This window comes from Streptomyces sp. NPDC058758, assembly GCF_042746075.1.
Taxonomy (GTDB): Bacteria; Actinomycetota; Actinomycetes; order Streptomycetales; family Streptomycetaceae; genus Streptomyces.
In genome coordinates this window covers 1-5,762 of the sequence record NZ_JBHYPS010000086.1, presented here as the reverse complement: position 1 = coordinate 5,762, position 5,762 = coordinate 1, and the positions used below count along the sequence as shown (strand labels likewise).

Genomic DNA, 5,762 nt, shown 5'->3' with positions numbered 1-5,762 from the left:
CGAGATACGAGCCGACCTCCACCTCGGACTGCTCCAACTCGCCTGCAGCATCATCTGCTTGCGACGCCTCCGAACCTCATTCTGAAATGATCAGTTATGGGCGCTGGACGTACTCGCGGCCCAGAACAGCGGGAACAGGTTGTTGTCCCAGACGTCCGATGCCGTGCGAATGGCTTCCCGGTCGAACAGGCGGACGTCTGCCGCGGCCTCCGCCATCCGGGCCAGTGAGCGGTCCAGCAGCGCCGCCAGTACGTACGCGGCCGACTCGGGACGGGCGGGCGAGCGCGGCGGACGGGACGACGGAGGGGCAGGGAGGACCACGTCGTGATCGTCGCATACCCGGGGATCGACTCGCGAGGGAAGGATGGGCGGCCCGGCCGGAGGAGTGCGGCGGTCGGAGCCCGGCGACGGGGCCGGTGCGCACTCGATGGAAATAATATGTAGATCGGTCTACTGTTGCCGTATGGGACTGAAGGGCGCGGAGACGCGGGACCGGTTGCTGGACGCGACGCAGGAGTTGCTCGAGGCCGGGGGGTACCCCGGTGCCGGGCTCAATCAGGTGATCGCGGCCAGTGGTGCGCCTCGCGGCTCGCTGTACTTCCACTTTCCCGGCGGGAAGGACCAGTTGGTCGGCGAGTCCGTGCGGCGGGCCGGTCGCGCGATCGGCGGCGACCTGGAGGGCCTGGCGGACTCCAGTACGTCGGTGGCGGGGTTCGTCGAGGCGGTGCTGCGCCACCTGGGCGAGCGACTGGAGGAGTCGGGGTGGCGCAAGGGGTGCCCGGTGGCCACCGTCGCGCTGGAGACCGCCAGCACCAACGACCCGCTGCAGGAGGCCTGTTCGGAGGTCTACGGCTCGTGGGAGGCGGCTCTGCGGGAACGGCTGGCCGGCCGGACGGACGCCGACGACCTCGCGGTCACCGTCCTCGCCCTCGTCGAGGGCGCGCTCCTGCTGGCCCGGACGCACCGCAGCAAGGAGCCCCTGGACAGGGTCGCCCGCCAGATCGGCGTCCTGCTCGGCTGACACGGCCCGCCGTCACCGGCGGGCCTTTTCCTGCCCAAAAAATATGTAGACCGATCTATTCAGAGGAGTTCCATGGACGCGATCGTCTTCGGCGCCACCGGTTTCATCGGCCGCTCCCTCGTCGCCGAGCTGCTCGCCCGGGGTCAGCGGGTGGCGGCGGCCGTGCGCAAGGACACCCTCACCCCCTGGCTGGCGTCCCGGGGCGTCGACCTCCGCGCACTCGAGATCGTCACCGTCGACATCACCCGCCCGCTGGCGGAGCTGCCCGAAGTCCGGGACGTCTACAACGCCGCCGGCCGCTTCGCCTTCGGCCTCGGCGAACGGGAGGCGCGGTCGGTCAACGTCACCGGGGCGCTGAACGTGCTCGAATGGGCCGCCGGGCTGCCCCGGCTGCGCAGGCTCGTGCACATCAGCGGGTACCGGGTGAGCGCGGCCGACGGCTCCCCCGACTACGCCGGGCCGGGAGCCTACGAGGCGTCGAAGTGCGAGGCCGACCTCGCGGTGCGGACCCGCGCCGGGGAACTTTCGGTGCCGCTGACCATCGTCAATCCCAGCACCGTGATCGGGCCCGGCCAGTACATCGGCCTGGCCGCTCTCGTCGAGGACCTGTGGAACGGGCGGCTCCCCGCGCTGCCCGGTGGCCCCGACACCTTCCTGCCGATCACGACGATCGACCACCTCGTGCGGTTCCTGGCGGAGATCCCCGCGTCGCCCGCGGGCGAGCACTACTGGGTGCTCGACGACGACACCCCGCTGCTGCCCGAGCTGATCCGCACGGTGGCCGCCCACATGGGCGTACGGGCACCCCGCAGAACCGTTCCCGTCGGCCTGCTGCGGCGGCTGCCGCGGCGGTTGACCGGCGCCGACCCCGAGACCCTGTCGTTCCTGTCGGCCGACCGCTATCCGACGGCCTCCGCCCGTGCCTTCGCCGCGCGCGCCGGCCTGGCCGTGCCTCCGGCGACCGATGCCCTGCGCGCCTGGGCGGACGACCTGGTGGCCGCCCGCTTCGGCTCCGCATCGCCCTGGCGGAGCCCGTACGGCTTCCACACCGTGGCGGGCGGTCCGACCTGGGTGACCGGCGACCGGCACCGCCCCTCCCACGTCCTGCTGCACGGCCTGCCGATGAACGCCGACCTCTGGGCGCCCGTCGCCGCCCGTCTTTCCGGCCCGGTCCTCGCCCCCGACCTTCCCGGCCTGGGGCGCTCGGCTCCCTCGGACCGGCCGGTCGAGGAGTGGCTGGCCGATCTGATGAGCCCGGTGCGGACCCGTCCCGTGCTCGTCGCGCACTCCCTGGCCTGCGGGCCGGCCCTCCGCTTCGCCGTCGACCATCCGGACCGCGTCGGCGGACTCGTCCTCGTCTCCCCGTCGTTCCTGCAGGCACCGGCGCCACGGTTCGCCCGCTCGGGCCTGGCCGCGCCGGTGCTGCGCCGCATGCCGGCCGCCCGGCTGGCCCGGACGCTCGGGGTTCCCGAAGGGCCGGAGGTACGGAGCGCCGCGGCCGATCTGAGGCGTCCCGGGGTGGCGCGGCGCGTGGCCGCGTCCCTGCGCGGGGACGTCGCCGGGCGCCGGCAAGGGCGGGCCCTGCTGGACCGGGTGAGCGTCCCGGTCCGGCTCGTCGTGGGCTCGGAGGACCCCCTGGTCGGGACCGTCGGCCTGCCGGTGACCGAGATCGCCGGAGCCGGCCACTACCCCCAGCTGACCCACCCCGACCGGGTCGCCCCGCTCCTCGGCACCGCCGGCGCTCCGACCGGCACCTGACCCCGCAGGCCCGGGTCCCGTCGGGCGGCGCCCCCGCGGGGCGCCGTGAGGGGGTACGGGTCCGCGGGTCGCCGTCAACCCGCCGTGCTGGCGCGCCATTCGAGTGCTTGCGGGGTCTCGGTGAACTCCACCAGGTGCTCGCCCGCGAAGCGTTCCAGTGCGGTGCGCACCTCGGCGGGGGTGACGTGGAAGAACTCCTTCCTGCTGTTGACGCGGTTGACGCGGCGGTCGGCGAATTCCTGGTGGAGGCGGGTTTCGAGGGCGACGGCGTCCTTGCTGAAGATGAGTGCGTGGACGTCGAAGCGGAAGGGGACGGCGGCGCCGCTGAGTTCGTAGACGCGGTCGAGGGGTTCGAGGCGGCGGGTCATGCCGATCTTGACGATGCTGTCCCCGAAGGCGCCGATGTTGGAGACGACGTAGACGTATCCGGTACGGACGTTCGCCGCGCGGGCGTCGACGTCCTGGAGCGCCTGCTGGATCTCGGCGAGCTTGGCCTCCATGTCGCGCACGGCCTCGTGGTCGCCCTGGGCGCGCACGCGTGCGATGGCGGCCTCGTAGTGGTGGAGTTCCTTGTTGAGCTTCTCCCGCTCGCGGTCCAGCTCGCGCTGGGCGGCCGCCTCCTCGCGTTCGCGCGCTCGCGCCTCGCGCTGGGCCTCCTTCTCCTCGTCCTTCTTCTGCAGGAAGTCGGCGGTCAGCTGCAGTTCGCGGACGCGGGCGTCGTGGTAGGCGTCGGAGATCCGGATGTGCATGGTGGCGCCGAGCCTGGCGATGGTCTCCCGGCTCTTGTAGAGGCGGTCGACCAGTGAGGCGAGGCGGTGGGGGCGCATGGTGCGGACGGCGTAGTCGGCTTCGGCGTTGTAGGCGCGGAGCATCAGTTTGGAGAAGTCGCGGATCATCTTGCGGCCTTCGCGGGCGGAGCCGTTGACGGTCCAGTCGGTGGCGGCGAGAACCGCCCGGTCGTCGCGTGCGAGGTTCTTGATCTCGGCCTTGAGGGAGTCCAGGCGGCTGCGGTAGGCGACGGCGTCGTGGAGCTGGTGGTGGTAGGCGTAGATGCCGGCCTGCTGCAGCAGGACCGTCTCGTCGGTGGTGACGATCTGGGCGCGCAGCTCGGTCAGGCGGCTCTCCGCCTGGTGGATCTCGCCGCGGTACCGCTCGGCTTCCTTGCGGACCCGCTCGGTGTCCTTCGCCGTCTGCTTGGCGTCGGCCTTGATGTCCTTGGCGACCTGGCGGGCCTGTGCGACGACGGCTTCGGCCTCCGTCTCCGCCCGCGTACGCAGCCCGGCCGCCTCCTGGCGGGTCCGCTGGACGAGTCCGGCGACCTGGGCGGCGTCCGCGCCCTGGGTCTGCGCGATCCACTGCCGCAGCTCCTCCAGTTCGCTCGCCTCGTCGCGCCGCCGACGGCCGAACCAGCTCCTCTTCCGGCCGGCGGGAGCGGCGGTCAGGGGCACGTACTGGTGGGGAACGGCGGCCGTCCGGGGTTCGTCTTCGGGCGCGTCGGCCAGCCACAGCTGCCAGCCGGGCGGAGGCGGCGGCCAGGACGGGTCGGGCCGCCAGCCCTCCGGGGGCACCCAGCCCCCGGCCGGCGGCCAGTTCGGCGGCGGATTGAACCGATGGCCGCTCGTACGCACTCGCACCCTCCCCCGCCCCGGCGGCAGTCGGCGTCCGCCCTCGGCAACTCGTCCGATCATCCCGTGGTGAGCGGCGGCGGAGGGTGCCGATCACCGGGATCGGCTCAAAAGGCACCCTGCCGTGCCCCGTGACCGCCCCGGACCGCCCGGTCGATCTCCGCGCCGGTACGGGCCACGACGACCGGCCACTCGTCCCTGAGCGCGGCGGGCAGGAGTGCGCGGTCCTCGTCCCGCCGGAGCACGGTCGGCCCGCCCGGGACGACGAGCACGGCATCCAGCCGTCGCAGCAGGAGGGCCAGGAGGTCCATGATCCCGTCCCCGCCGAAGCGGTTGACGGTGATGCCGGTCGGGTCGTGGAGGTACACGTCCGCCTGCCCCCTTCACGCCGTACGCACCAGCAGGTGGTTCGTCTCCGGGTCCCGCTCCGCCACGTGGGGGGCGAGGACCTCGTGCGCGACGCTCAGGTCCAGCGCCGCCGGTTCACCGTTCTCGAAGCGCCACACATAGACGTCGAAGCTCATGGGGTCCTTTCCCGCCTCGGGTGGAGGGCTCGTGGAGGACGCGGGCCGTCTTCCCGGTGTCGATGGTCCGGTGGGCGCCGCGGCGGAGCAGCGGCGGGAGGCTCCGGTCTTGGAGGGCGGCCGTGATCTGCCCCCGGTGCGTCGCATCTTGGCACGGGCGTTGTCGGTGGCCGGTGTTAGCGTCCCCGCCATGGCAAATCGTTCGTATCTCTACTCCGCAGACTCGATGCCGGACGAGGCGGGGATCCCCCAGCGGATCCGATGCGTCTCCGAGCACAACTGGGACGTCCCGCTCGCGCACAAGCTCTTGGCGGGGCGCGGGACGACGATCGTCCCGTCCATGATCTGGAACCCTCCGATCGGCATCGCCGCGGACTACGCCGACGGGGCGGCCCTGCTCCGCGACCTCCTGCACGTGGTCGGCAAGGGTCTGGAGGACGACGCCGAGTTCGCCGAATGCGTCGCCAGGACCACGGGCCACCTGGAGAAGCAGCAGGCGAAGCACTTCGTCCTGGAGACGGGGGAGATCGTCTCGATGACGGACGACGATCCGGTGGCGAGCGTGCGGCGTCTGGTGTCCGAGGACATCCCCGCCGCCGTCGCCGGGGCCGAGGCGGCGATCGCCGGCCGGAACGACGACTGGCTGGCTTCGGTCCGGGCCGACTGGCAGCGGCACTTCGCGTCCTTCTACAGCGAGGTGCTCTACTTCTCCTTCCCTGCCTGACCGGGCGCGCGGCGTGGCCTCCGGCCGTTCCCGGGCACGCCCCCGGGCCGGGACTAAAAAAAAAAAAAAAAAACCCAACACACCAAAAAAAAAAAAAAAAAAAAAAAAAA

The 5,762-nt window shown here is 72.0% G+C and carries 7 protein-coding genes; 3 read left to right on the top strand and 4 right to left on the bottom strand.

The genetic code is table 11. The features are described 5' to 3' along the window. Nucleotides 1-90 precede the first annotated feature (90 nt). A complete protein-coding gene (locus ACFW6A_RS39035) occupies nt 91-321 on the bottom strand; it encodes a hypothetical protein (RefSeq protein ID WP_386646644.1) in 231 nt (76 codons plus the stop codon). A 142-nt stretch (nt 322-463) separates the two neighbouring features. Between ACFW6A_RS39035 and ACFW6A_RS39030 the strand changes: the two genes are divergently transcribed. Together ACFW6A_RS39030 and ACFW6A_RS39025 are read left to right on the top strand one after the other, a co-directional pair. Continuing rightward, nucleotides 464-1,021, top strand: a complete 558-nt coding sequence (locus ACFW6A_RS39030) for a TetR/AcrR family transcriptional regulator (protein ID WP_351848428.1) — start codon at nt 464-466, stop codon at nt 1,019-1,021. 72 nt (nt 1,022-1,093) lie between these two features. Next, entirely contained in the window at nt 1,094-2,779 is a 1,686-nt protein-coding gene (locus ACFW6A_RS39025) for an alpha/beta fold hydrolase (protein ID WP_351848425.1), read from the top strand. Between the two features lie 74 nt (nt 2,780-2,853). Here the strand turns inward: ACFW6A_RS39025 and ACFW6A_RS39020 are convergent, their stop codons facing one another. From ACFW6A_RS39020 to ACFW6A_RS39010, 3 genes are all read right to left on the bottom strand, one after another. Beyond that, nucleotides 2,854-4,407 carry a DUF4041 domain-containing protein gene (locus tag ACFW6A_RS39020; RefSeq protein ID WP_351848423.1) on the bottom strand — a complete coding sequence of 518 codons (1,554 nt, stop codon included), beginning with the start codon at nt 4,405-4,407 and terminating at the stop codon, nt 2,854-2,856. A gap of 104 nt (nt 4,408-4,511) precedes the next feature. Then, nucleotides 4,512-4,772, bottom strand: a complete 261-nt coding sequence (locus ACFW6A_RS39015) for a hypothetical protein (RefSeq protein WP_386646641.1) — start codon at nt 4,770-4,772, stop codon at nt 4,512-4,514. A 15-nt stretch (nt 4,773-4,787) separates the two neighbouring features. Further along, nucleotides 4,788-4,928 carry a hypothetical protein gene (locus ACFW6A_RS39010; RefSeq protein WP_386646639.1) on the bottom strand — a complete coding sequence of 47 codons (141 nt, stop codon included), beginning with the start codon at nt 4,926-4,928 and terminating at the stop codon, nt 4,788-4,790. Nucleotides 4,929-5,118: 190 nt separating this feature from the next. On the opposite strand from ACFW6A_RS39010, the gene ACFW6A_RS39005 reads away from it, so the two are divergent. Then, on the top strand, nt 5,119-5,652 hold the full coding sequence (locus tag ACFW6A_RS39005) for a hypothetical protein (protein WP_351848421.1): 534 nt from the start codon (nt 5,119-5,121) through the stop codon (nt 5,650-5,652). Nucleotides 5,653-5,762 lie beyond the last annotated feature (110 nt).

Bases quoted from the DNA above. Each gene is read 5' to 3' on its own strand.
- ACFW6A_RS39005 (WP_351848421.1), top strand. From the start codon at position 5,119: ATGGCAAATCGTTCGTATCTCTACTCCGCAGACTCGATGCCGGACGAG.
- ACFW6A_RS39025 (WP_351848425.1), top strand. From the start codon at position 1,094: ATGGACGCGATCGTCTTCGGCGCCACCGGTTTCATCGGCCGCTCCCTC.
- ACFW6A_RS39010 (WP_386646639.1), bottom strand. From the start codon at position 4,928: ATGAGCTTCGACGTCTATGTGTGGCGCTTCGAGAACGGTGAACCGGCG.
- ACFW6A_RS39030 (WP_351848428.1), top strand. From the start codon at position 464: ATGGGACTGAAGGGCGCGGAGACGCGGGACCGGTTGCTGGACGCGACG.